General features: G+C 37.4%; 20 protein-coding genes and 1 tRNA gene. 15 read left to right on the top strand and 6 right to left on the bottom strand.

The window, feature by feature from the left end; all coding sequences use genetic code 11:
• Positions 1–151: 151 nt before the first annotated feature.
• The 3 genes from feoB to PXG98_RS04570 all read right to left on the bottom strand — a co-directional run bounded on the left by feoB (position 152) and on the right by PXG98_RS04570 (position 3,436).
• The gene (gene feoB, locus PXG98_RS04560; RefSeq protein ID WP_276389226.1) at positions 152–2,395 is read right to left on the bottom strand and encodes a ferrous iron transport protein B; all 2,244 of its coding nucleotides are present in this window, start codon (positions 2,393–2,395) and stop codon (positions 152–154) included.
• Positions 2,392–2,637 carry a FeoA family protein gene (locus PXG98_RS04565; RefSeq protein ID WP_276389227.1) on the bottom strand — a complete coding sequence of 82 codons (246 nt, stop codon included), beginning with the start codon at positions 2,635–2,637 and terminating at the stop codon, positions 2,392–2,394. Before PXG98_RS04565 ends, feoB begins: the two co-directional genes overlap by 4 nt.
• A 124-nt stretch (positions 2,638–2,761) precedes the next feature.
• On the bottom strand, positions 2,762–3,436 hold the full coding sequence (locus tag PXG98_RS04570) for an SCO family protein (protein ID WP_276389228.1): 675 nt from the start codon (positions 3,434–3,436) through the stop codon (positions 2,762–2,764).
• Positions 3,437–3,600: 164 nt separating this feature from the next.
• On the opposite strand from PXG98_RS04570, the gene rseP reads away from it, so the two are divergent.
• From rseP to PXG98_RS04585, 3 genes are all read left to right on the top strand, one after another.
• Positions 3,601–4,953 (top strand): RIP metalloprotease RseP, encoded by a 1,353-nt coding sequence (rseP, locus tag PXG98_RS04575; RefSeq protein WP_276389229.1) that lies wholly within the window; start codon positions 3,601–3,603, stop codon positions 4,951–4,953.
• A 70-nt stretch (positions 4,954–5,023) separates the two neighbouring features.
• A tRNA-Asn gene (locus PXG98_RS04580) sits at positions 5,024–5,097 on the top strand.
• Between the two features lie 95 nt (positions 5,098–5,192).
• Positions 5,193–6,230 carry a LamG-like jellyroll fold domain-containing protein gene (locus tag PXG98_RS04585; RefSeq protein WP_276389230.1) on the top strand — a complete coding sequence of 346 codons (1,038 nt, stop codon included), beginning with the start codon at positions 5,193–5,195 and terminating at the stop codon, positions 6,228–6,230.
• Positions 6,231–6,440: 210 nt separating this feature from the next.
• Here the strand turns inward: PXG98_RS04585 and PXG98_RS04590 are convergent, their stop codons facing one another.
• Positions 6,441–6,668, bottom strand: a complete 228-nt coding sequence (locus PXG98_RS04590) for a hypothetical protein (RefSeq protein ID WP_276389231.1) — start codon at positions 6,666–6,668, stop codon at positions 6,441–6,443.
• 237 nt (positions 6,669–6,905) lie between these two features.
• Between PXG98_RS04590 and PXG98_RS04595 the strand changes: the two genes are divergently transcribed.
• Together PXG98_RS04595 and PXG98_RS04600 are read left to right on the top strand one after the other, a co-directional pair.
• Positions 6,906–8,012: a helix-turn-helix domain-containing protein gene (locus PXG98_RS04595; protein ID WP_276389232.1), complete on the top strand. Its 1,107-nt coding sequence runs from the start codon at positions 6,906–6,908 to the stop codon at positions 8,010–8,012.
• A gap of 79 nt (positions 8,013–8,091) precedes the next feature.
• Positions 8,092–9,564, top strand: a complete 1,473-nt coding sequence (locus tag PXG98_RS04600) for an alpha/beta hydrolase (protein ID WP_276389233.1) — start codon at positions 8,092–8,094, stop codon at positions 9,562–9,564.
• Between the two features lie 170 nt (positions 9,565–9,734).
• Here PXG98_RS04600 and PXG98_RS04605 read toward each other — a convergent pair whose 3' ends face one another.
• Entirely contained in the window at positions 9,735–9,929 is a 195-nt protein-coding gene (locus tag PXG98_RS04605) for a hypothetical protein (RefSeq protein WP_276389234.1), read from the bottom strand.
• 166 nt (positions 9,930–10,095) lie between these two features.
• Between PXG98_RS04605 and PXG98_RS04610 the strand changes: the two genes are divergently transcribed.
• The 10 genes from PXG98_RS04610 to PXG98_RS04655 all read left to right on the top strand — a co-directional run bounded on the left by PXG98_RS04610 (position 10,096) and on the right by PXG98_RS04655 (position 23,482).
• Positions 10,096–11,121 (top strand): MBL fold metallo-hydrolase, encoded by a 1,026-nt coding sequence (locus PXG98_RS04610; protein ID WP_276389235.1) that lies wholly within the window; start codon positions 10,096–10,098, stop codon positions 11,119–11,121.
• Between the two features lie 242 nt (positions 11,122–11,363).
• Entirely contained in the window at positions 11,364–13,037 is a 1,674-nt protein-coding gene (locus PXG98_RS04615) for an amidohydrolase family protein (RefSeq protein WP_276389236.1), read from the top strand.
• A 98-nt stretch (positions 13,038–13,135) separates the two neighbouring features.
• The gene (locus PXG98_RS16465; RefSeq protein ID WP_276389237.1) at positions 13,136–14,278 is read left to right on the top strand and encodes a carbohydrate porin; all 1,143 of its coding nucleotides are present in this window, start codon (positions 13,136–13,138) and stop codon (positions 14,276–14,278) included.
• Positions 14,279–14,506: 228 nt separating this feature from the next.
• Positions 14,507–15,082, top strand: coding sequence for a YdeI/OmpD-associated family protein (locus PXG98_RS04625; RefSeq protein ID WP_276389238.1), 576 nt, complete (start codon positions 14,507–14,509; stop codon positions 15,080–15,082).
• A gap of 230 nt (positions 15,083–15,312) precedes the next feature.
• Positions 15,313–16,746: an amidohydrolase family protein gene (locus PXG98_RS04630; protein WP_276389239.1), complete on the top strand. Its 1,434-nt coding sequence runs from the start codon at positions 15,313–15,315 to the stop codon at positions 16,744–16,746.
• Positions 16,747–16,938: 192 nt separating this feature from the next.
• Positions 16,939–17,193 (top strand): amidohydrolase family protein, encoded by a 255-nt coding sequence (locus PXG98_RS04635; protein WP_276389240.1) that lies wholly within the window; start codon positions 16,939–16,941, stop codon positions 17,191–17,193.
• Positions 17,194–17,239: 46 nt separating this feature from the next.
• A complete protein-coding gene (locus PXG98_RS04640) occupies positions 17,240–17,734 on the top strand; it encodes a lipocalin-like domain-containing protein (RefSeq protein WP_276389241.1) in 495 nt (164 codons plus the stop codon).
• 58 nt (positions 17,735–17,792) lie between these two features.
• Positions 17,793–18,695, top strand: coding sequence for a DUF302 domain-containing protein (locus PXG98_RS04645; protein ID WP_276389242.1), 903 nt, complete (start codon positions 17,793–17,795; stop codon positions 18,693–18,695).
• A gap of 388 nt (positions 18,696–19,083) precedes the next feature.
• Positions 19,084–22,104, top strand: a complete 3,021-nt coding sequence (locus PXG98_RS04650) for a DUF6797 domain-containing protein (RefSeq protein ID WP_276389243.1) — start codon at positions 19,084–19,086, stop codon at positions 22,102–22,104.
• Positions 22,105–22,339: 235 nt separating this feature from the next.
• Positions 22,340–23,482 carry a hypothetical protein gene (locus PXG98_RS04655; RefSeq protein ID WP_276389244.1) on the top strand — a complete coding sequence of 381 codons (1,143 nt, stop codon included), beginning with the start codon at positions 22,340–22,342 and terminating at the stop codon, positions 23,480–23,482.
• A gap of 102 nt (positions 23,483–23,584) precedes the next feature.
• Here the strand turns inward: PXG98_RS04655 and PXG98_RS04660 are convergent.
• Positions 23,585–24,752 (bottom strand): T9SS type A sorting domain-containing protein (locus PXG98_RS04660; protein ID WP_276389245.1); only part of this gene is annotated, 1,168 nt, incomplete at its 5' end.

Here is a 24,752-nt window from a genome sequence, read left to right on the forward strand (position 1 = left end):
CTAATGACAGCCACAATTATCTTGCCCACAAGAGCCCTTACTTTCTTTTTTAAGACCAAAAAAACCTTTTGGCAAGATATATTTCTTTGCTAAAAAGAATACTGCATATCCTAGGGTTAGGTAGACTAAGACGGCTTGTATTACTTCCATATTATTTTAAAACTTGAAATGCAATTAAAGCAACAATATACGCAAAAACGCTCATAAAAATTAATTGAGCAATTGGCCATCGCCAACTATTCGTTTCCCTTTTAACAATTGCAAGAGTACTCATACATTGCATGGCAAAGGCGTAAAATAATAATAGAGAAATTCCAGAAGCCAAATTAAATAAGCTCTTTTTGGTTTTAGGATTAATTTCGGAAGCCATTCTTTCTTTAATTGTTTCGGTCTCCTCTTCGTCGTTACCAACGCTGTAAATGGTAGCCAAGGTACCTACAAAAACTTCCCTTGCAGCAAATGAAGTGAGCACGGCAATCCCAATTTTCCAATCATAACCCAAAGGCAGAACCATTGGTTCTATGGCTTTACCAATGGTACCTATATAAGAGTTTTCTAACTTATAACTAGCAATTTCTTGGTTTCTGGCTTTATTTTCTAAAGAAAGCTTTTTGATTTGTATAGAATCTCTCATCGCCAAAGCCATTTCGCTATCCGATGCACTCGAAGCCTCAGGCATTACCCTACTTCTATAAGAATTGAGCTCTCTTTGAATTTGCTCTTGATTGTATTCATCAAAACCTATAGTTTCAATTTTTTGAGTAACTATTTCTTCGGCATTATTAAATTCTGAAGAATACCCATTAGAACCAAGGAACCAAAGCACAATAGAGATAGAAAGAATTATTTTACCCGCACCATAGACAAAACTTTTTGTCTTTTCCACCACGGTATAGAAGACATTTTTAAAAAGGGGCATTTTATAGCTTGGCATTTCTACAACGAAAAAGCTCCTGCTCCTAATTTTTAAGATTTTGTTTAAGATCATAGCCGAAAAAATAGCGGCTCCAAATCCTATTAAATATAACAGAGTTAGGGTGAGTGCCTGATAGCTCAATCCAAAAAACCTACCTTCGGGAATCACCAAGGCAATTATAATTAGATAGACCGGAAGGCGTGCAGAACAGGTAATAAAAGGGGTAACCAATATAGTGATAAGCCTTTCCTTCCAATTTTCGATGTTTCTTGTGGCCATAACGGCCGGAATGGCGCATGCCGTCCCGGAGATTAAGGGAACAATACTTTTCCCACTCAGACCAAAGGGTCGCATAATGCGATCCATTAAAAAGACTACTCTACTCATATAGCCCGATTCTTCAAGTAAGGCAATAAAAAGAAACAGAAAAGCTATTTGTGGAATAAAGATGACAATGCCGCCAATCCCAGCTAATATACCTTCGGCTAGTAAATTGGTAAAAACCCCTGGGGGCAGGGTTGTTTTAATCCATTCACTTGCAGCTGCAAATTGAGCATCAATAAAATCCATGGGGTAACTACTCCAATCGTAAATAGCCTGAAAAATAGTTACTAGGATAAACAGGAAAATTAGATAACCAAAAACTCTATGGGTAAGAATTCTATCTATCGAGGCTCGCCATCCTTTTGCTGCATTTCGGTCTATTAAATAAGTCTCCTTGAGAACTTTGTTTATAAACTGATACCTTAATATCGTTTCTTTTTGCTGCAAGCGTTTTAATTCTGCTTTGGATTTTGTGGTAAAGGAGGAAGTATCTTTTACTGCCTTTTTTTCAATTGGCATAAAGTTCACATCCTGTGTTATTACAATCCATAGCTTGTATAAATCTTCCTTTGGGAAGGTTTTTCTTAGTTTTTCAAAATACTCAGGCGCAATAACTGTAGTATCTAAGTTAGGTTCTGCAGAAATGGTTTTATAATCCGCAATTAACTGTTTAAGGCCATCAATTCCGGTTCCTTTTCTTGAACTTATTAAGGCAACTTTAGTGTTTAATAGCTCTTCGAGCAATGAAATATTGAGGGAAATCCCTTTTTTTTCCATCCTGTCTGACATATTTATGACTAGGATACTTGGGATTTTTAAATCCTTAATTTGCGTAAATACCAAAAGGTTACGCTTTAAATTTTCCACATCACTGACCACTACCGCCACATCTGGAAAATCTTTATCCTTCTTATTTAGCAGTAGTTCTACCACAACACTTTCATCTAAAGAAGTAGTGTTTAAACTATAGGTGCCTGGTAGGTCTAGTATATGGGCTTTCACCCCTCTTGAAAGTTTGCAGATACCTTCTTTTTTCTCTACCGTTATTCCTGGATAATTACCTACTTTTTGACTTAATCCCGTAAGTTGATTAAAAACAGAAGTCTTACCCGTATTCGGATTTCCAATTAACGCCACATTGATACTCTTACTCATAGAATAGCTTTGGGATCAATAATATCTAGCTCTATTTGAAGGGCAGTAGCTCTCCTAATGGCGATATGAGATCCACTAACGTTAATATACAGGGGATCCTTTAAAGGAGCAATCTGCACCATCTCTACTTCATTTCCAGGAAGACATCCCAATTCCAGAAGTTTTATAGGCAGAATATCCTCAGCAAAACGCTTTATAATTCCTCTTTCTCCTCTTTTCAGATGTGCTACGGTAATGCGCAATTTTTATTTAGATTGATTTTAAGTAAGGACAAAAATAGAAGAAAAAGCTGAAGTTTTAATGGAAAAATTTAAAAATCGGACTACAACAGCTTGGTAGCCATATTTAGTGGCTCCATGGGCTAAATTAACGGAGGTAAGACATTTTAAGGATATTCAAATCTTGTAATAGACGTTCCATATCTTCTTTACTGGTACCATTATAGGCTCCGCGAATACGTCTTTCTTTGTCTACGAGTATAAAATTTTCCGTATGAATCATATCGTATGGGCCTCCATCACCGTCTGTTTTAACGGCCAGATAGGATTTTCTGGCCAGTTCGTAAATCTGTTTTTTATCCCCAGTTAAGAGGTTCCATTTTTCATCGATTACGCCCTTTTCCAAAGCATACTTTTTTAATTGCGGTACCGAGTCAATCTCAGGAGTAACCGAGTGAGAAACCAATAAGATGTCAGGATCATTCTTAATCTCTTCTTGTATAAAGGCCATGTTTTGGGTCATTTTTGGACATATGGTGGGGCAGGTGGTAAAGAAAAAATCGGCTATATAAATCTTATCCTCGTAGTCTTCCTGGGTTATAGTCTGCCCATTCTGGTTTACTAGGGAAAAGTCTGCGATAGTATGGTATTTTTTTACATGTGTAATGCTGCTATCCATCAATTCGGAATTGAAATCAGCAGGTTGATAGACTCGTAACAGCTCCCTTGGTTGAAGGGCATTGTAAAACAAGTAAATGATAATACCGGATAGTACAAGTAAGACAATTCCAAACAATTTGTATTTTGCAAAGAAGTTTAGCATAAAGACAATTTATACAAAGGTAACGCAGCTAATCGTTGTCTTCCAAATAGAATAGCTCTTCCTGCTGCTAAAACTTTCATAAATATTAAGGCATCCCCGGCACTTTCTTTTTTTAAGACCTTCTAAAAGATTACTTTTGTGCGTTTTAGTTTTAAAAATCATCAATGAGTCCCATATTAATAAAGACGATACAATTCTTTTTGAGTCTCTCTCTTTTAATTGTTTTACATGAATTAGGGCATTTTATCCCTGCCAAACTTTTTAAAACAAGGGTGGAGAAGTTTTACCTGTTTTTTGATATTAAGTTTTCACTATTTAAGAAAAAGATAGGCGAAACAGTTTACGGTATTGGATGGCTCCCTTTAGGGGGGTATGTGAAGATATCCGGGATGATTGACGAAAGCATGGATACGGCACAAATGGCCGAGGAGCCAAAGCCATGGGAATTCCGAAGTAAACCGGCCTGGCAGCGACTTATAATTATGCTGGGTGGTGTAACGGTAAATTTTATCCTTGCCGTAATTATTTATATAGGGATGGCCTATTCTTATGGGGATCAGTTTATCCCAATGAATAGTTTGCCTGATGGGATCTGGGTAAGAGAGAAAGCCATTGGTGATGCTCTTGGGGTTCAAACAGGGGATAAGATTTTGGCAATCGATAGAGAAGAAATTGATAATTTCGATGCTTTGCTCGGCGAAATAATAAACGGGAATAGTATTACCATAAACCGCGATGGGAATACCATAGAAAAAGAAATTCCAGTAGACTTTATCTCAACGCTTCTTGAGGATGAAGAGAAAATTCGATTTATCGGGCCAAGAATTCCCTTTGTTGTAGGAGCTATTCCGGAGAATTCCTCCAACAAAGAATCGGGTCTTGCTCCAAAAGATCAGATAATTGGTATCAATAATATGCCAATTAAATATTTTGATGAGGCCAAGCCGCTGTTAGAGAAATTTAAAGAGCAAGAAGTCGCATTAAGTGTTAGACGTGGAGATGAAGAAATGCAAATACCTGTAATAATAAGCGATTCTGCCACCATAGGTCTTAGCCTCGGAGGGATGACTTTTGAAGAAATGGAAGATCGTGGTTATTTTAAACTGGAGACTAAAAAATACAGTTTCGAGGAGTCTATTCCTGCGGGGATAGACAAGGGGGTAACAACCTTGTCTAATTATGTAAAACAGTTAAAGAAAATTTTTAATCCAGAAACAGGAGCTTATAAAGGAGTCGGTGGATTTGCGGCCATAGGGAGTATGTTTCCAGACACTTGGAATTGGCCGGCTTTCTGGTCTACTACGGCCTTAATATCTATTATATTAGCCTTTATGAATATTTTACCCATCCCGGCTTTAGATGGGGGCCATGTTACTTTTTTATTGTATGAAATGGTTACAGGAAGGAAGCCAAGTGATAAGTTTTTAGAATATGCACAGATGATTGGTTTTTTCCTTTTAATAGCATTATTGTTATTTGCAAATGGCAACGATATTTATAAATGGCTAATTAAATAATAATCCATTATTTTTTGTTGGGCTATTTCGAAGAAACTATTATATTTGCATCCCAAAAATAGGGAAACATTCCTCCTTAGCTCAGTTGGTTAGAGCATCTGACTGTTAATCAGAGGGTCCTTGGTTCGAGCCCAAGAGGGGGAGCAAATTAAGTCCAGTAAGCATTATGTTTACTGGATTTTTTGTTTTTAATGGGTTATGAGATTTTTTCTATCTTACAGGGCCAAAAATTTTTATTTATGCGAGGCTATCTAGTTAATAATCAACCACAAAAGTCTTTTGTTTATTTTCTCTTAACGATGTTCTTGTTCATCAGTTATTCGTGCCAAAAAGAAGAATCAAATATTCTGGAAGCTGATCTGTCTGCCAACGCAGAAATTAGTGGGAAAGACAAGAATGCCAAGGTAGATATCTGTCACAAAGGGAAGGTGTTGAATATAAGTATTAATGCGGTTTCTGCTCATCAAAGACATGGAGATGCCGTAGATTTAGATGAGGATGGTTTCTTTGATATAGAAAACGACTGCGGTCCTGTAGATTGTGACGACAGTAATTTTGAGATAAATCCTAATGCTGAAGAAATTTGCGGTAATGGGATGGACGATAATTGTAACGGAGAAATAGACGAAGCCTGTAACTCATTACCCGCACCAATAGCTTACTACCCGTTTAATGGAAATGCTAATGATGAATCTGGCAACGGCAATGACGGGAATGTAAGTGGGGCTGTTCTAACTACAGATAGATTTGGAAATGCCTATAGCGCCTATAGCTTTAATGGAGTTGATGATTTTATAGAAATACCATCTTCTGCAGAAAACATCTTGAGCTCTACGGATTTCACGGTCTCTGTTTGGTTTAGAAGTACTTCGGAAAGTGAAGGGGTAATTTGGGAAAAACGAAGTACAAATAGTTGTATTCCAGGAGAAGGTACAGCAACCGGTCTAAAACAAACAAGCATGGGTCAAGAAAACTTCTTAGAAGCATACGCTAATGCTTCGAGTAACTATAATCTTAATTCTAGAAATGCAGTGGACACGGGAGATTGGTTTAATGCTGTTTTGGTAAGAGAAGGTGTGTTTTTGACCTTATATCTAAATGGGATAGTAGAAGAATCCGTAAGTATAAGTCCTGGGACGGATTTTACAACGACTCTAAACCTGTATATAGGGAAAGCCATAAATTGTTCAGGGAGTAATTTTAAAGGGGACATCGACGATTTCACTATTTATTCTGAAGCCTTGTCTGGGAGTCAGATAGCGACGCTGTATAATTAAAATTGAACTTTTTTGGATAAACAAAATTGCTTTTAAGTTGTTATTTGTTCCCTTAAGACACTAAAAGGATACATGTTTGATCCGGATGTAGGGTATTAGTCATTACTACGGCAAAGCGATTCTTCCTATTAGAAATTATAATATATAAAAAGAGCTCTATTTTAACACTGTTTTTTATAATGCTATTTATGAACCAATCAATTTTCAAGTCTAATATTCCACATAATTTAGTGGAAGATTATTTTTACGGTTCATAGCGCCTGAATTTCTAATAGAAATTCTTAATAATCCACAATCTGCTTCAGATGGAAAATCCTCGTAACTGACCCAACACCAGCTATAGACAAGAGCGTTAAGCGTAATTTGGTTTTGGTTATCCAAAAACCGTCTTAGAGAACGTTTTATTTTTTGCACATTGGCCTTGATGGCTTTTTGCATTAGAACTCATTCCAAGGTTTTTTTATAACTTTAAGACTATATAGCAAGGTACAAAATTAGCAGCCCTTAACTTGAGATATGCCCAATACGCTGCGAGGATAGCTCTCCATGGACCTGCAACTCATTGAGTTAAAGATAAAGTGTATTAGCACCAATTCTGCCTGGCCCTGAATAAAGGCTATATAAGTTTAAACTGTACGTAAAAAAGTCAAGAATAATAGATAGTATTCATAATCAATGATCGACACTTCATTAAACTCATCTAACTTTTTCTTTTTACTTGCTGTTTTTCAGGGGGTATTACTGGGTTTTATTATCATTTTTCGGAGACAGAATAAAAAAACTAACCTCTTTTTCGGCCTGCTCGTATTTCTGTTCTCTCTTTCGCTTTTGCATCTCATTCTGGAAGAGTCCATAAGCGGATTCAATGCCAAGTATCCTTTTCCTATGGAATTTAGTCTCTCATACGGGCCCCTGGCCTATCTACATATCTTGTATATTAAGGATCCAAAGAGAATTTTTTCAAAAAAAGACTTGTTACATTTTTTACCGTCAATGCTGCTGGATGGCGTATTCTTTACTGCCATTTTCCTATACATAAGAGCTCACATGGATTGGGCGTATGAAAACATTCCTCTGATACAGAGCGTCGCATTGGTTATTACCTTTTTTGGCGCAATTCACTTAAGTATCTACACTTATTTCATTTATCGAGAGTCGTCCGAAGCAAAACACATGCTTAGGGAATTTGAGAAAATTAAAAAATGGCTCAACTACCTGATTATTACATGGAGTTTTCTAATTGGTTTCTTGGTCCTTGCTGTTCCGGTTGGATTGCTCTTCATTGAAGATGTGGATAATAACTCGGCACTTTTATATAAACCATTAGGAATCTTACTAAGCTTGAGTATTTATCTACTGGGATATCTGTATTTGTTGAAATATGGCCAATTGGTAGAAAGCTATACAGAAAGGGTCTCTAAGTTCAGTTTTTCGGAAGAAGAACTGGAAGGTCGAAAGAATCAATTACTATATGTGCTCAAAGAAAAGAAATTGTATTGTGATTCGGCCTTGACCCTCGCTAAGCTAGCCAACCATCTGAATTGGCCTATCAACAGCCTTTCCAACGTAATCAATGAATCACTTCTAACGAATTTTAACGATCTGATTAACTACCATCGGATAGAGGCTTTCAAGGAACGTGTCTGTGAAAGGGAAAGCCAAAAGTATTCGATCATAGGTCTGGGGCAAGAAGTTGGCTTTAGGTCTAAGGCCTCTTTTTACCGTGCTTTTAAGAAAGAAACAGGCATAACTCCATCGCAGTTTATCGAGTCTCAAGCCTAGAGAAGTTTCATATGGCTATTTGAGACTTAACTAATTTGTTTTTTTTTCAGTCTACATGGACCTTTGGAAAAAAACAAAAATGAACAAGATATTTATCACATTACTAAGTACAATCCTTCTGACCAGCTCTAGCTTTAGTCAAAGTAATCTAGTCAACGTAAAGTCGAAGCAGTATAAGACCTCCGGAGGTCTTAAGGTAGAAGGACAAGTCGGCTTTCTGGAAGTTCCCGAAAACCGTAAGGATACATCAAGTAGAAAGATTCGATTGAAATATGTGTATCTGAAAAGCTTATCGAAGAATCCTTCCTCCCCTGTTGTTTATTTGGAAGGAGGCGGAGGGATGAGTACTTGGGAAGCCGATAGTGAAAAAGATCTACATGATAGAATTGAAATTTTAGAAGTAGCCGACCTTATCTTTTTAGACCGAAGGGGTTCTATTGATGAGGCACTTACGTATATCTGGCAGGAAGACTTTCCGACCGACTTTTTTATCTCTGAAACATTTGCAAATCAGCACTACCAAAAGATGGCAAAGACTGCTTTGGATAAATTCAGCGAGGATGGGGTTGATATCTCTGGTTACAACATCGAGGAACACGCCCAAGACGTAAATGTTTTAATGAATGCCCTTGGGTTTGATAGATACACTATATTCGGTTTTAGTTATGGTTCGCAAATCGGAATGACGGTCATGGAGATGTTTCCAAACCAGGTAGATAAAGCTATTCTCGTTGGAGCTGATGCCCCGAATCAAGCGTTCAATTTTCCGAGACATTTGGACGCACATATTAAGAAAATTGCCCATTTGGTAGAACAAGAAGGCACACTTAATATGACTGCATTAGAGTTTGAGAAGTTGGTATGTGAAACAATGAAAAAACTTAAAGAGAATCCTGCTTTAGTCATCGTTAAAAACCCCTTGACAAGAAAAGAAATGGAGCTTAAAATAGGTGATTTTGGACTTGGACTTATTCTGCGATTGGATATTGATGATTATCATGACATTCCAGTAATACCCAGACTATTACATTCTATTAATACTGGTGATTACTCCCTACTTACCTGGTTTGTACAAAAAAGGATTGTATTGGCAATTGGACTGCCAGGACAAGGTATCAACCAACAGCTGGCGTCCGGTGCAAGTCTAGAAAGGTGGTCTGTGATAGAAAAGGAGCGTCAAGAAAGTATGTTTGGAAATATAGTTAACTTCCCGTTTTCAGCCGTAAAAGATCAATGGCCGGCTACTATTCTTTCAGTTGACCCTTCCATCCCCTTAAAGACCGAGATACCCACTTTGTTTATAACCGGCACCTTGGATTGTAGAACCCCGATAGAACAGGTTGAAGAAACTATAAAGGGTTTTGAAAACGGTATTCATGTACAGGTAGAAAATGCAGGACATGAACAGGCACAATGGGATGCAGAGGTTGCAAATACTATTATTCCTTTATTCATTAAGGGCGAACCTATGGAAACGACTAAGGCCTACTATTCGGCCATTGAGTTTATTCCATTAACAGGAAACGCAACAGGTCATCCATCGATCAAGTAAAACTTCATTCCATATATTGGTTCCAATTTGGCAACTATAAACACCAACTAATTATAATGATATATAAAAAGAGCTCTATTTTAACACTGTTTTTTATAATGCTATTTAAGAACCAATCAATTTTCAAGTCTAATATTCCACATAATTTAGTGGAAGATTATTTTTATGGTTCATAGCGCCTGAATATCAATAGAAATTCTTAATAATTCACTATCTGCTTCAGATGGAAAATCCTCGTAACTGACCCTACACCAGCTATAGACAAGAGCGTTAAGCGTAATTTGGTTTTGGTTATCCAAAAACCGTCTTAGAGAACGTTTAATTTTTGCACATTGGCCTTGATGGCTTTTTGCATTAGAACTCATTCCAAGGTTTTTTTATAACTTTAAGACTATATAGCAAGGTGCAAAATTCACAGCCCTTAACTAGGTGCCTACTCAATTCGCTGCTAGAATAGCTCTTCATGGGCTTGCACCTCATTACATAAAATACAAAGTTCATTAGTGTTCAACTAAATGAAATTATGAAGTTATGAAATCAATTTTAATAATATTCTTCGCCTCAATATTATTTATCAGTTGTAAAAATAGGTCTGAAGATCAGATTAAATCCGACAACTTCGAATTAGTAGAATTAGGCGATGGAATTTACGGCTGCGTCCACAAATTTGGAGGAAAAGCCATTTGTAACGCAGGTATTGTTGATAATGGAAAAGAGACTTTAATCTTTGACAGCTTTCTGTCTCCTGCTGTAGCAGAAGAATTATTAATTGTTGTACAGAAAATGAACTTGTCACCAGTAAAATATGTGGTTAATAGCCACTTTCACAACGACCATATTCGAGGCAATCAGGTCTTTTCGAAAGATGTAAAAATAATTAGTACTACTGGGACTAGAGAGCTCATTGAAGAAGAAGAGCCTTTACAAATTGCATATGAAAAAGAAAATGCGCCGGCCCGTCTATTTTATTATGATTCCCTGTATAATTCATTTGTTGGAGATAAGCAATCGAGAGAATACAAACAGATTCTTATGTGGAGGCCCTATTATGAGACCCTGTCAAATAGCCATATAGAAGTTAAAACGCAATTGCCCAATGTGTTTGTTGATAGTACATTGTATTTAAATGGTCCTAATCGAAAAATCCAATTAATATCAAAAGGAGAAGGACATACCCCAAGCGACCTGGTGATGTATTTGCCAGATGACCGTATCTTATTTACAGGTGATCTTATATTCAATAAATGCCATCCCTATGTAGCACATGGAGACATATCGAAATGGAAAGCATGGCTTTATTTTATGAATTCGCTTGAAGTTTCCACGATATTACCCGGTCACGGACAAATTGGATCTAAAGAACTTATTGATCAAATGATGGATTACTTAGTGAACCTTCAATCCTCAGCTAAAGATCTAGTCAAAAACAAAGTGTCTATAGAAAACCCTGAAAATTTCTTAATTCCTGATAAATATAAAGACTATTGGTTTGATCGGTTTTATGAGTATAATTTGAGATTTGCATATGAATCATTGAACACAGAAAAAATGAAATGATGCTGTACACAACAATGTATAAACCATATCTTTGCCGATATAGCTTATATATAATACAGTTTAGGGTAATACCTTTATGAGGAAGTAAAAACATTTTAGAGAACGCTTTTTGTTGCGCAATGCCCTCAAGTAGGGATATATCAAATGTGGTGGAAGAATAACTCTCTGCTGAGTTGTACCTCATTGAACTAAATATGAAGTCCTTTGGGTTTCGTATTAAGTCCTTTTAATAGATAAAAAAAATGAAAAAACTTCTTTTTCTCACTATTACACTGGCCACAGTTATTAGTTGTACTAACAAAGAAAAAAAAGAGTTATCAAACCCTATTGATGGCTATGACGTTGTTATTCTAAATGGTCGTGTTATGGATCCGGAGACTATGTTTGATGGCGTTCGTAATGTTGGCATTAAAGACGGGAGAATCCTAGCCATTACAAAAGATGATATTTCTGGTACAGAGACTATTGACGCTTCAGGCCATGTTGTTACGGCTGGTTTTATAGATTATGAACAACACGGTCTTGACCCCTTTGGTATAAAAGTTAATTTACGAGATGGGGTAACAACTCAAATGGATTTTGAAGTTGGAGCATTAAATATTCCCGAATGGTATGAAAAGCGAACTGGTAAAACACAGGCTAATTTTGGTACTGTAGCTGGACAGGAATATGCCCGGATGCGCGTACATGATAAAATGTCTTTAAAAGGCCCGGATATCTCTATGCCCTATACTCTGAGTGTTCACCGTGCTGAAAGTGCTAGAGATGGTCATGAAGGATGGGCCAATGATCCCTCAAGCTACGACCAAATCAACGAGATACATGCCATACTTGACGAAGAGCTAAGACAAGGTGCGTTAGGTATAGGATCACTGATTGGTTACGCCGGAAAAGCTATTGTAAGTTATGAAATGTATACCACTCAAAAACTGGCGGGTCAGTATGGTCGAGTTACTAGCGTTCATCATCGATTTCATCCTAGTGCAACACCACCAACTGAAGGACCTATTGGCGCAAAAGAGTTAATTTCAAATGCGATGACATTAAATGCACCATTACAAATACATCATGATAATGAATTTGGGTGGTGGGAAAACGAGGAGTTACTTGCAAATGCTCGTAAGCAAGGATATAATGTATGGGCAACATATTATCCATGGATTGCAGGTTCAGGTAACTATGGTGCGGCTATTGTAAATCCACCAATTTGGGAAGATTTAATGAATTATAAATACGAAGAAACCATTTATGATCCCCAGATGGATAAATTCGTTACCAAAGAAGAGTTTCTTAAAATTGCCAAAGAGGAGCCCGGAAGAACGCTAATTGCTTACAGTCCGCCGCGTAAAAAGTGGCTGCCTGAATGGACCAAAGTTGAAGGTTTTGTAGTTGCCGGTGATGGTATGCCAGGTTTAGATAAAAACGGTGATTTTGTTGGCTGGGATGGCGCTTATGAAGATTATGCCGGTCATCCTAGACTGGCAGGAACACATGCGACAGTCTTAAGAGTTGCTCGTGAAAATGGCGTACCATTAATGCATAGTCTATCGCAACTTAGTTACTGGCCAGCCAAATTCATTGGTGATACGGGCTTAAAAGCCATGCAGGAGCGTGGACGAATGCAAGAGGGAATGATAGCAGATATTGTAGTTATTGATGCCAAGAATGTAACCGAACATGCAACCTATAAGGCTGGCAGCAATGGATTGCCAAGTACAGGTATTCCTTATGTGTTGGTTCATGGTACTATAGTGGTTCAAAACTCAAAGGTGTTAAAAGATGTGAATCCGGGACAACCTATCAGATTCCCAGTAGAAGAAAAAGGACGTTACCAAAATATCACAGAAAAAGATTGGAAGGAGCAGAATCTAATCGAAACTTCTTCTCTGTCAAATGAAACGTTAGATACAAAATAGAGTTAAAAATATATAAAAGTATAATATATGTTCTACTCATTTTCCTAAGCCCCTATTTAAGTGCTCAGGAAAATGACTCCATCCCGAAATTGGGTAGTGTGGATCAGGTGGATAATCGTATTGCCATAGATAAAAGAATAAAACCATCCTTCTTAGAATTACCATTTTTACAACCTTATTTTGATTTTAAAAATAATGTAGAAGAAAAAACAGGTTTAAATTTTGCGTTAGACTACACAAGTGTATTTTTTGAAACTAGCTCAGACATAGGAGCTGGATCGGCTAGTGGAGGTATATTTAGATTTTACGGGTCTTGGGATTTAGTAGGTAAAAATTCAGGTAATTCAGGTGCTTTAGTTTATAAATTAGAACATCGACACAAATACAGCGCCATCCCTTTATCGAGTCTGGGTTTAGACATGGGCTATGTAGGTTTAATAGCTCCTCCATTTAATAATAGTGGTTACAGAACGCAAAACTTATATTGGAGACAACGATTGGCCAATGGTAGGCTAGCTATTGTGACTGGGTTTTTAGATGTGACCGACTTTTTGGACGTATATGGACTCGCCAGCCCTTGGATGCATTTTATGAACTTTAGTTTTTCTACTGGTGTAGCCGCAGTAAACGTTCCCAATGATGGTTATTTAGGAATAGGTATCGGAGGTTGGATTACCAAAAACATATACGCCATAGCCGGTATTGGAGACCTAAATGGTAATACAGCGAATGTTTTTGAAGGTTTCAATACTTTCTTTAACAATAATGAATATTTTAAACATGCCGAAATTGGCATATCTTCTGCAAAGGAATACATAGTATTAGACAATATTCACGCTACTTTTTGGCAAAGAGATGAAACATCGGCTACTGGTGACCCCGATGGGTGGGGGTTTGTATTATCGGGCACCAAATATATCAACGAAACATGGCTTCCATTTGCGCGTTTTGCTTATACAAAAGATGCAGGCAGTTTATTGCAAAAAGCCTTAGCCTTAGGTATTGGATATCAACCTAATCCGGGAAATCATTTATTGAGTTTTGGCTATAGCTGGGGACAAACCAACGAAACTACTTTTGGAATAGCAGAAGATCAACATACCTTTGAGCTATTTTATCGTCTTCAATTATCCCAACGGGTAGCGATTACACCCGATTTTCAATTCATTGTAAACCCTGCATTAAATGCTCAACAGAGCAGCATTTTTTTGTATGGAATTAGAGGGCGGATTGCATTGTGAAAATTATTGAAGTTAACAGAACAAAAAAGTAGAAAAGCCAAGAATGACATAGATGTTCACGCCATTTTAAAGGTTTCACGCCAAGCGGGCATAGATAGTAACCTTGCCGGCCCCAACTTGCGTAAATTCTTTTGGATTAACATCTTGGCGTATTTACTAAATTTCCTGCCTAGGCAGGCGACTGCCCATAGCCCGGGCTTATAAGTATTTAGGAAAACAAAATTATGTATGAAAGAAGCCGAAGAAATATGTCCGAAAAACAAAAAAGCTTGGAGAGACTGGCTTGAATTGAATCACATAGAAAAAGACGCCGTTTGGTTGATTTTCTATAAAAAAAAGTCCCCAAATTTTAACCTTAGTTGGAGTGAATCTGTTAACGAATCACTTTGTTTTGGTTGGATAGACAGCATAAGAAAAATAGTGGATAACGAGCGTTACAAACAGTATTTCAGTAAAAGAAAACCTAAAAGTAATTGGTCTAAAGTGAACAAGGACAAAGTTAAAAACCTAATAGACCAGGGCCTTATGAAAGAAGCTGGGTATAAAAGCATTGAAATTGCAAAAGAAAATGGTTCCTGGATCATTCTAGACTCAATTGAAAGTATGGAGATACCGGAAGACCTAGAACGAGAGCTTAAAAGTCTGAAAGGAGCAATGGAATTCTTTGAAAAGCAGGCGAATTCCTATAAAAAGTCAATGTTATACTGGGTGTTTTCAGCTAGGCGTAAAGAAACAAGAAACAAGCGAATTATGAAAATTGTTGAAAATGCTAGCGTGCAGAGGAGACCAAAACAATTTAGATAAAGAGCTTTACTGTCCAAAAAAACAATTCAAAAGAGCATTAATTATTTCAACATCGAAACAGAGTCCGCCTCCTAGACTTTTAGGACTACTTTTAATTCAGATTAATTACCTTTAAGGCATTAATCTAGGGTGCAAAATGTACACCCTTCCACTAACTAAATGCCCATTATTTCTCCGCCTGCTTGTACCTTATTGGATCTATAGAGTATCAATTAGCAATAATTAAACAAATGAAAATAATTAAACGCCTATTAAAAATTGTCTTTGCTATTATTTTGGCCTTGGTCTTAACGGGCATTATCACTCTTGGAGTTGATTCATTAGGAACTGGCTACTTAAAAATCAATAAGAGCGACTTGGCTTATAACGACGCATATCTTATTACCAATGTCAATGTAATACCAATGAATCAAGACACTGTTTTAGTAAATAAAATGTTGTACATAAACAAAGGTAGGATAGAAAAGATAGCAGACAGTATTGAAATAAAGGAGGTACAAATTTTTGATGCAAATAATAAGTACTTAACTCCAGGTCTTATTGATATGCATGTTCATGTTTGGGATAGATATGAACTTGGGCTTTATCTGTCAAATGGCGTTACCGCAGTGAGAAATTTATGGGGTATGCCTATGCATTTAAGAATAAAAGAAGATGTGAACGATAATAAAATCATCTCGCCAATATTTGTGACTACCGGACCGAAACTGACTGGACAAGAATTTATTGGAGACGATAATATTAATCTAAGCCATCCTAAGGAAGCCACGGAAAAAGTTATTTCCTATAAAGACCGAGGTTATGATTTAATTAAAACGTATTATGGTTTGGATAAGGAGATCTTTGATGCGGTGATTGATCAAGCCAATAGTTCTGGAATGGATATTGTTGCTCATCCTTCTCAAAAGGTACCATTTTCATATCACTTAAACCCTCAAATCAAATCTATAGAACATGCCGAGGAAATTGTACAACAACCTTTACATTTTGATATGGATACCTTAAAGTTGCAACCAATAATTGATTCAATTTCGCAAGCTAAACACACGAGTTATTGTCCTACACTTACAGGATTTAATAATATTTATCAAATGATGATTGATGATAGAATTTTAGACTCAAAATTATTAGCGTACATGAATCCACTTATAAAGAAAGCGGATAGCAAAACACAGTTTGAACGTTGGTTTAATGCCAAGCAAGAAGATCCTGAGACCGTTAATCGGATAAAAACACAGCATGACTTCCACATTACCATTGTTAAAAAGCTGCATGAAGCAAATGCTACTATAATTTGCGGAACGGACGCAGGAATTGGGGTTACCATTCCAGGTTTTTCAATTCATCAAGAACTTGCCTTTTATAAAGAAGCTGGTCTTTCTAATTATGAGGTTATAAAAACAGCTACAGTAAACGCTTCAAAAACGCATACCATTATGAACCAGCTTGGGACTATTGAAGAGGGTAAGATTGCAAACTTCTTATTAGTGGATGAAAACCCTCTGGTTGAGTTGTCTTCATTAGAGAATCCGACCTACGTTTTTGTAAAAGGGCGAAAATTAAACAGGAAGACTTTGGATTCTTATAATGAAAAGGCAAAGAATCGGAAGAATCTAATCGCTTCTGCTCTCCGGTACCTGGAAAACTTAGTTATTGAAAGATAAATTTCCCCTAGCAAGGGATCTCATGGCTTCCATTAGATCCCTTCACTTCATATACTAGACCTTTGCGTTAAAGCAGGTAGTGCTAGAATTATCAAGAATTAGTATAGTTATTTTTTTTAATAAAATTTAATAAGCATCAAATTATTAATGCACAAACTCCTGCAAAGAGATAGCCATTAACACTTATTTGATTTGAAAAATAATTCGAAAAAATCTGCTGTATTACTGCTTAAATCCATTACCTTAGAACAAGCAATGTCTATAGCAACCATAGGAGGTGCAGAAGTATTAGGGGTTGGAGACAAATTAAGATCTATAACAGTTGGAAAATTTGCAGATATGATTTTATTGCATCAAAATTTGTTCAATATAGAAGTAACAGAAATCTATGCAACGAAGTTAGAAGCCAGTATTGTTATTGCAAAGGAAGTTTTCACTAACAATTAAGACGGCTTACTAACCATAGAATAATAGGATATTGAAATATATATGCTTGTGCCTTTTAATATCTCTTGCGGCTTCCTGTCAAAGGGAAAAGGAACTATCCGATTTCGATAAATTTACAGGAAGGTGGACTCTTTATATCGTGGAAATACAGGCGGATTCTGCTTCTAATTGGAAGCCTCGCCAAGATCATTATAGAAATCGAAAAGGATTTATTTTATACGACGGCAGAGGTGGTATGGGGGTTCATCACGTAACTGAAGATTATGATAAATATAAGTTTGAAGGAAGTGGGGGTCTAGACAGTCTAACTTTTGAAGATTTGAGGCATTTGGCGGACAATTTTGTCTATTTTGGCAAGTATAAGGTTAACGACTCCCTAAAAGTTGTTGAGCATCATATTGAATCAACAAATTTTCAAAATAGGTGGGGGACGGTGGCCAAAAGAAAATATTTCTTTTCAGGAGACACATTGATTCTTAGCCCTATTACGGACAAATACCCCAAAACTCGACTAAAATGGACAAGCCTTATAGACAAATAATAAACAGTATAGTCAGTAAAAGCTTGCTGCTTTATATAATCCATTATTATAAAAGAACATGAAAAATATTATATCAACACTTATTTTAGGGAGCATTTTTTTCTGTACTTCCTGTGGCCAAAATTCGAAAAATAAAAATACTATCGTTAAGGAAATAGGTATAACGGGAGAGGTTGACAAAACGGTAAAAAAATTAGGGAGGTTCATTTTGCCTTATAGTTTGGTAGTGTCCTTAGACCATCACAGAATGGCAGCTGAAGCAGGCGTATATACCCCGCCTTCAATTGCAACTATTTTTTCGGATGCCGAGATAGATGTGGCAATCATAAAAGAAAAACAACTCACGGCTTTAGATCTACCATTTAAAGTCCTATGCTATACCGAAGCGGATACTAGTAGTGTAAAAATAGCATATACTTCTGCAGAATTTATTCAGAAGCGACATCAATTGGCGGATAGTATTCTTTTCGACTATAATGCTGCTATTTCAAAAATTATAAGCTCTTTCCCATTGGAAATGATATCTAAAACAGACGTATCTAACGTTCAGGAAGGTTTCGGAATTGTAAGTATAAAATCTGATTTTAATTATGCGGTTACCATTCAAAATTTAAAAAATATTGTCATGTCTCAAGGGGATACCAAATGGTTTGCGGATATAGATTATCAAAAAGAAGCTGCAAGCCTAGATGTTGAATTAAGGCCAACCACATTACTCCTTTTTGGTGGCCCCGCACCAGGAGGCAAAGCAATGGTAAGCACTCCTAAAATTGGGCTGGATGCTTTTTGTCAAAAGCTGTTGGTTTATGAAAATGAGCATGGAGAAGTATGGGTGGCATATAATGACATTGTAGCCTTTTCTAATCTCTATTATAAAACATCTACAAAACCACAGCAGTTAATCAATCAGCGGCTTAAAATGACTTTTACAAAGGCAATTACTAATCCGCCTGTGGAGTAATAGCAAATTGCGAACAAGGTGGGTTAGGTATTTTTCTAATTGGTAGACTCGGCATAAATTACTGGGCGTTCGGATGTATTAGAAAGAAGGGACTAATACATGTAAAACTTTGGTAGATGTAACAACCTCAATTCATACTTGTCTTACCGTTTTAAGTTAAAAACATGAAAAATAAAAATCTTTTAAGACTTGTAACAATAGTAGTTAGCGGCTAAAACAATACTGTGACCAACGAGAAGCGATAATCTCAGACAAGACTCTGTCTGTGTCAAAATTCTATTTTGGCACAGGCAAAACATATTTCTCTTCAAATATTAGTTGTAGCGAAAAGGCATATGTTAAGAAGAGAAGCCATAGGTGGAAAGAGAAAGGATTAAAATAGCATAAAATGTTCGGACTAAAAATTTATAACAAATTGCTTTGGGGGCTGTGTTTATTAGCTGTTTTGGCAAGTAGTTGCCTTTCTAATTCCCGAAACGAATTTTGGGATTATACGATCGATTATGGAGAATACCAGATTCAAGGTATATTAAAGCTAAAGGAAGCATTCAAAAGCTCTGAGGTTTCTCTGGTTTCATTGGAAGTTGGTACCTTTATTTTAGAAAATGTAATGCTTAATGAAAAGAGCCTATCAGGCAGTTTTATCATGGATGGAGAGGAAGCAGTTTTGCAGGGCACTTTTGATGGTAACACTTTTTCAGGCAAGCTGCATATGGAGGGGAAATCCTACCAATTTACGGCCATAAAACGGGTTGCTAAAGCCCTGGTCATTGATCGATCACAAATAAAGTATGTGCTTTCAAAAGAGGGTTTGGCAGAATTAGAAAGAGACATTGACCATGCTGGAATAATTGCCGACATGGACAGAGATGGGTATAAAAATGGGGAACGTATATACAGCGTTAATTGTATCAATTGCCACGGCAACGAAGAGGTGGAAGGCTCTATTCCTCTTTCTACGAAATTTTGGGAACAGGAATTAAAAGCGGGTAGCGATCCCTATTCCATGTATCAGACAATTAGTAGGGGATATGGTGCAATGCCTCCGCAGCCAACTTTAACTCCACAGGACAAATATGATGTTATCACCTATATCCGTCATAAATATATAAGGGAAAAGGAGAAAGATAATTATATCCGCAGCACCCCTGCCTATCTTTCAGGTTTACCCCAAGGAAGTTCCCGTGGCCCGGAAACCAAACCCTATAAACCATGGGCTGATATGGACTATGGGAATTTTTTTATTAACACCTATGAATTGGCAGATGAAAGAACCGGGATTAAGAGATATCACTCCCCTGGTCCCTCTCCATATCCTGATGAGGATTATCTAAAAAACAACTTTGCCTATAAAGGGATTGCCATAAGGCTCGACGAGGGAGAAGGCGGGATATCAAAAGGTAAGGCCTGGATGATATTCGATCATGATCTAATGCGTGTAGCCGGTGGATGGACGGGTACAGGCTTTATAGATTGGAATGGGATACTTTTAAATGATCAGCATGAAACCTACCCTCGGACTATTGGCAGACTTCATTTTGAAACTCCAGTAGGCCCAGGATGGGCGAATCCTAAAACAGGTTCCTTTGAAGACCCAAGGTTTAGAGCCCGAGATGGACGAGCATTTGGTCCCTTACCTAAGGGTTGGGCCAATTACAAAGGACTATATCATCAGGATAGTGAGATGGTTATTTCTTATTCCGTAGGCACTGCAGATATTTTAGAAAAGTTTGGGATGGAGAGTAACAAGAAGGATACGCTTTTTACCAGAACTTTAAATATATCCCCTTCTACATCTATTCTAAAAATGAGGATTGCACCGGAAACGTCTGGGGTAGCCTTACTAGGAGAAGGGGCCAATATATCTATAGAAGGAGGTTATTATATTTTAAATGTGCAAAAGTCAATAGATGTAAGGCTTAAACTATTTGTTGCGGAGACAAATAACTTGGAACACGAAAAGTTGGTAAAAGACAAGAGTACTGTGGAAGATCTAAGAAAATATACCTTGGGCAAGGGCTTACCGCATTATCCTGAAATCATAAAAACTACTATTACCAAAGGATCCGATAATGGTACGTTTGCCGTGGATCAATTAACTCCTCCTTTCAAAAATCCTTGGGCCTGCCGCATGAAATTAAGTGGCATCGATTTTATGAAAGATACCAACAAGGCGGTTGTATGTACCACAGATGGAGATATATGGCTTATTTCAGGACTTACTAATGGTGCTGGAGAGTTAAGTTGGCAACGAATAGGCTCGGGTCTTTTTCAACCGCTGGGGATTAAAGTATTGGAGGATAATATTTATGTTATTTGTAGAGATCAACTGGTATTGTTGCGCGATTTTAATGGAGATAAGGAAACTGATTTTTACGAGAGTTTTAATCATGACCACCAAGTTACGGATCATTTTCATGAATTTGCCATGGGATTGCAAGCTGATAATCAGGGGAACCTTTATTACGCCAAAAGTGGACGACACGCCCGGGAGGCTCTGGTACCGCAACATGGCACTTTGTTGAAGGTGAGTAAGGACGGGGCTAAAACCGATATAATTGCTACAGGATTCAGAGCAGCAAACGGCGTTTGCATAAATCCCGACGGCAGTTTTTTAGTAACGGATCAACAAGGCTTTTGGAACCCTATGAACCGAATCAACTGGGTAGAAGGAAAAGGGAAGTTTTATGGCAATATGTGGGGATATAATCCTCCAAAAGATTCCAGCAGAATTGCCATGGAGCAACCAATGGTTTGGGTGGATATGGAATTTGATCGCTCGCCTTCGGAATTACTATGGGTCGATAGTGATAAGTGGGGTCCTTTAAATGGTAGCCTTTTAAGTTTTTCTTATGGTTATGGAAAGATTCAACTGGTCTTGCATGAAAAGATTAAAGGTCAAATGCAAGGAGGCGTGGTCGACTTACCTGGGATTAAGTTTTTAACAGGCGTTATGCGCGGAAGATTCAACCCGGGTGATGGCCAACTATACGCCTGTGGCATGTCTGCCTGGGGCACTAATCAAATGCTTCGGGGAGGTGGTCTCTACCGTATTCGGTATACGGGAAAACCTTTAACCACTCCGATTCACTTAAAAACCACCACTTCCCGAATTGTATTGAGCTTCGCCTCTGAATTGGATCTTAGAGATGCTACGAATACTGCTAACTATGTCATAAAATCTTGGGAATTAAAAAGAAGTAGTAAATACGGTTCCGATCGCTATAATGAACAAATTTTACCAATTAGAAAGGCAGAATTATCCAAGGATGGAAAAGCCGTAAGCTTGTCAATAGAACACATCAAGCCAGTAGATGTGATGTCCATTAGCTATGATATTTCAAATGTGCATAAGATGCCTTTTAAAGGTACTGTACAAAGCACTATTCATAATTTAGTCCCTGATTGAACTCTGTAGTTAAAACTATATCCTTTTTTGAGATTCTAGCAAACAAGACCCGCGTGTATTTAGGAAAATCCCTTAATGCTGCTTCATGGTATTATAATATAACTACTAAATTATTCTAATACCACTTGGTAACAAATCCAGTATAGAAACGTCGATAATATTTAGGAGAAAAAACGCCAGAACGTTTTGCTACATTTTCCATATTTTTAAATCATTCTAAAGCAGCAAAGAATATATGTCAGCTCCAAAACCAATCATTTTAAAAAAATTAAGCAAGCTCCTGGGTGTAATAATTATGGGAGTAATTTTCTTATCCTGTGAAACTAAAAAGAAAGACACGAATACGGTTACAATGGAAGTTGATTCTCAACAAGTCTTTGAACTTCCGGATAGTTTATCTTCCAGACGAATTTGTTTCGCACTAAACCTAAGAGAATTGGTTGCGCAGCAATATTGGAAGGCTTTTAATGATAGGGCCGTGGAGGGTGCCTTCAATTATTTCAACAGAGATAAATCAGAAATTTTCTTTCCCAGCACACAGGTATTAGGCAAATTGGAAAATTATACGAAATATAGCCCAGATTACATCACCGGGCCACGCACAGACAGTATACCCTATCACTTTGAATTAATGATAAGTTTTGATAGCAGCGATAGTTCAAAAATCTACTTCGATCATCCAATACAACAGTTTCTTTCTGTAGAAGAAACGGGCGATTATATACCCTCTGTGAAAAGCAGTGAAATGTGGACGACTATGGTACTTCATGAGATGTTCCATCATTTTCAATACAATAACCCTGCCTTTATTAAGTATGCAAAACAAGAAATTACTTCCTTACCCTATGACCCCAGAGACCTGCAAAAATTGTGTCGGGAAGACCAAAATTTCTTTGAGATGATTCAACTTGAAAATGATTATTTACTAAAAGCAATAGGCGAACAAGATGTAGGCAAACGTAACCTTTTGCTTAATAGTTACCTCCAGGCCAGATTACTGCGAATAGAAAGATACCGGGAAAAGTATCCGTATTTAGAAAAGGTTGAAAACTATTATTGTACACAGGAAGGTTCTGCAAGGTATATGGAATACAAAAGTATGAAAGTCTTAAATGTTCTGGCTAACCAAGCAAATTCCCCCAGTATAGCAGCCGATTCCTTGTTTCAAGGCTACAGAGAATTTAAAGAATTTGATTTGAACAAAGAAGAATTTAGCTATTTAACCTATGCCGGGCCATCCAATTATCACTATACAATTGGGTTTAATCTAATGCGCCTATTAGATGTATTAGAAGTGGATTATAAGCATTCCTTGCTATCTAAACCAGAAAAGGCATTGCACCAATACCTTCAGGAGTATATGGGTGCGCTTGATTAGACTACGATGTTTATCCGGTTTAATTATTTAAAAAGAGAGCTCTAAGGTGTTGGGAGCTCTCTTTTTTAAAATGAATTGCAAACTATAGATAGGATGGAATACTTACTTAATCATAAGAATTTTTTTAGCGAGTATTTCCCTGCCTGTATATACTTTCATTATCAGTACCTGAGAAGATATTCCACTTAAATTATATTCCAACTTGTTTTTTCCGGCAATTACTTTTTTGCTTCGAGCTTTTAATAATGTCCTTCCCGATAAGTCTTGGAAACTTACATTGACATTAGCCTCATAATTGATGTCAAGGTCAACATTAACAATATCGGACTGGGGTTTCTGGTAAATCGAAGCTTTGGTATCGGATACAGCCTGTTTATCATTTTGCCCTGTAAAACAAGTAACTGCATGCACAATAACATAAATATCTCCTGAAAAGGTTTCCGAAGGTTCAAATATGTAGGTGGTAACGTCATTTAATGTTCCAGCGTTGTAAGGGTATTGCCCGGGCGCAACGGTTGGCTTATTGTTATTGGAATTTACAGGGTATGGTTCTTCCCCAATATATAAATGTGCCTCTTTCATGACAAAACCAGTTTCAAGAATAATTTCCACTTTTACCTTTCCTGCGTCATAGGTCACGGTAACAGTTCCCGATTTAGCACCGTTACTTGTGATACACTGTCCGGCACCTGCGTATAGATCCATTACATAAGTTCCTTCGGAAGCTAAATAATTGGACCACCCCCATCGGTTGAATAAATCTTTACCCTTATCGTCTTCGAAGTCTAAAAAGCAAGTATCATTATTCTCATCATCCTTAGCAAAGGCAGTTTCACAGCCTTCTGGTGGTTCTACACAGTCTTCTTCGGTTACAGTAACAGTAGCTTTATCTTCTGGGCAACTTCCTGAGGCTTCTATGGTATAGGTGTATACGCCGTTTACGGGACCACTCCATGTTCCTCCGGTATCGGCATTGGAAAGAGCCTGAAAGAGTTCTTGTTCACTTGGCTGTTCATCTCCTATGCAAATAGTAATATCTCCGTCGTCTCCTGCACTAGGTGCGTCTTCTTCTTTTACAGTAACAGTAGCTTTATCTTCTTGGCAACTTCCTGAGGCTTCTATGGTATAGGTGTATACGCCGTTTACGGGACCACTCCATGTTCCTCCGGCATCGGCATTGGTAAGCGCCTGAAAGAGTTCTTGCTCGCTTGGCTGTTCATCTCCCACGCAGATAGTAAGCTCTCCGTCGTCTCCTGCACTAGGTGCGTCT

This window comes from Eudoraea chungangensis, from assembly GCF_029360665.1.
GTDB lineage: Bacteria > Bacteroidota > Bacteroidia > Flavobacteriales > Flavobacteriaceae > Eudoraea > Eudoraea chungangensis.

What these genes read in the sequence shown, in the direction of transcription:
- feoB (WP_276389226.1), bottom strand. Translation starts at nt 2,395, where the DNA reads ATGAGTAAGAGTATCAATGTGGCGTTAATTGGAAATCCGAATACGGGT.
- PXG98_RS04570 (WP_276389228.1), bottom strand. Translation starts at nt 3,436, where the DNA reads ATGCTAAACTTCTTTGCAAAATACAAATTGTTTGGAATTGTCTTACTT.
- rseP (WP_276389229.1), top strand. Translation starts at nt 3,601, where the DNA reads ATGAGTCCCATATTAATAAAGACGATACAATTCTTTTTGAGTCTCTCT.
- PXG98_RS04585 (WP_276389230.1), top strand. Translation starts at nt 5,193, where the DNA reads ATGCGAGGCTATCTAGTTAATAATCAACCACAAAAGTCTTTTGTTTAT.
- PXG98_RS04590 (WP_276389231.1), bottom strand. Translation starts at nt 6,668, where the DNA reads ATGCAAAAAGCCATCAAGGCCAATGTGCAAAAAATAAAACGTTCTCTA.
- PXG98_RS04595 (WP_276389232.1), top strand. Translation starts at nt 6,906, where the DNA reads ATGATCGACACTTCATTAAACTCATCTAACTTTTTCTTTTTACTTGCT.
- PXG98_RS04600 (WP_276389233.1), top strand. Translation starts at nt 8,092, where the DNA reads ATGAACAAGATATTTATCACATTACTAAGTACAATCCTTCTGACCAGC.
- PXG98_RS04605 (WP_276389234.1), bottom strand. Translation starts at nt 9,929, where the DNA reads ATGAGTTCTAATGCAAAAAGCCATCAAGGCCAATGTGCAAAAATTAAA.
- PXG98_RS04610 (WP_276389235.1), top strand. Translation starts at nt 10,096, where the DNA reads ATGAAATCAATTTTAATAATATTCTTCGCCTCAATATTATTTATCAGT.
- PXG98_RS04615 (WP_276389236.1), top strand. Translation starts at nt 11,364, where the DNA reads ATGAAAAAACTTCTTTTTCTCACTATTACACTGGCCACAGTTATTAGT.
- PXG98_RS04625 (WP_276389238.1), top strand. Translation starts at nt 14,507, where the DNA reads ATGAAAGAAGCCGAAGAAATATGTCCGAAAAACAAAAAAGCTTGGAGA.
- PXG98_RS04630 (WP_276389239.1), top strand. Translation starts at nt 15,313, where the DNA reads ATGAAAATAATTAAACGCCTATTAAAAATTGTCTTTGCTATTATTTTG.
- PXG98_RS04645 (WP_276389242.1), top strand. Translation starts at nt 17,793, where the DNA reads ATGAAAAATATTATATCAACACTTATTTTAGGGAGCATTTTTTTCTGT.
- PXG98_RS04650 (WP_276389243.1), top strand. Translation starts at nt 19,084, where the DNA reads ATGTTCGGACTAAAAATTTATAACAAATTGCTTTGGGGGCTGTGTTTA.
- PXG98_RS04655 (WP_276389244.1), top strand. Translation starts at nt 22,340, where the DNA reads ATGTCAGCTCCAAAACCAATCATTTTAAAAAAATTAAGCAAGCTCCTG.